The organism is Burkholderia sp. E168m23, from assembly GCF_016586125.1.
Classification (GTDB): Bacteria; Pseudomonadota; Gammaproteobacteria; order Burkholderiales; family Burkholderiaceae; genus Burkholderia; species Burkholderia orbicola.
Genome location: NZ_BCPP01001714.1, coordinates 1 through 536 on the forward strand (window position 1 = coordinate 1; position 536 = coordinate 536).

Annotated in this window: 1 protein-coding gene; it reads right to left on the reverse strand. The window is 68.8% G+C overall.

Features of this window, described 5'->3' with window-relative positions:
- On the reverse strand, positions 1 to 536 hold a 536-nt coding region (locus tag JMF90_RS39835; RefSeq protein ID WP_201326630.1), incomplete at both ends, for an alanine racemase.

The window sequence follows — 536 nt, forward strand, 5'->3', positions numbered from 1 at the left end:
TACGCCCACAGCTGCAGCGCCGGCAGCAGCCCTTCGCCCATCGAGCGGGCGATCGGGTTGCGCGCGAACACGTCGGTCTGCGCCTTCTTGTAGATGCCGACGTCGTGCGTCAGGTAGCAGCCCGGACGTAGCACGACTTCCGCGAAGCCCGCGTCGGACGCCTTCCTGAATTCTTCCGCGACCACGTCGTACCACGCCGAACCGGCGCCGGACAGGATCGCCGGCGTGCGCGCGAAGCGGCCGGCTTCGGCCAGCTCGCGCGTGAGCGCGACCGCCTGCTGCAGGAACGCGCGGATCTCGCCTTCCTCCTTCAGCACGCCTTCATAGAGCTCGATGCCGGCCAGCTTCAGCGTGTCCGGATAGCGCGCGATCGCGGCCAGCACGGCCTCGCGCTGCGCGGCATCGCGCACGCCCGCGCGACCGCCCGGCACGCCGAGCTCGATCAGCACGTTCAGCGATTTCTTCGCGGCGCCGAAGAAGCGGCCGAGCTGGTCGACGCTCTCCGCGGAATCGACGAGACAGAAGAATTCGAAATC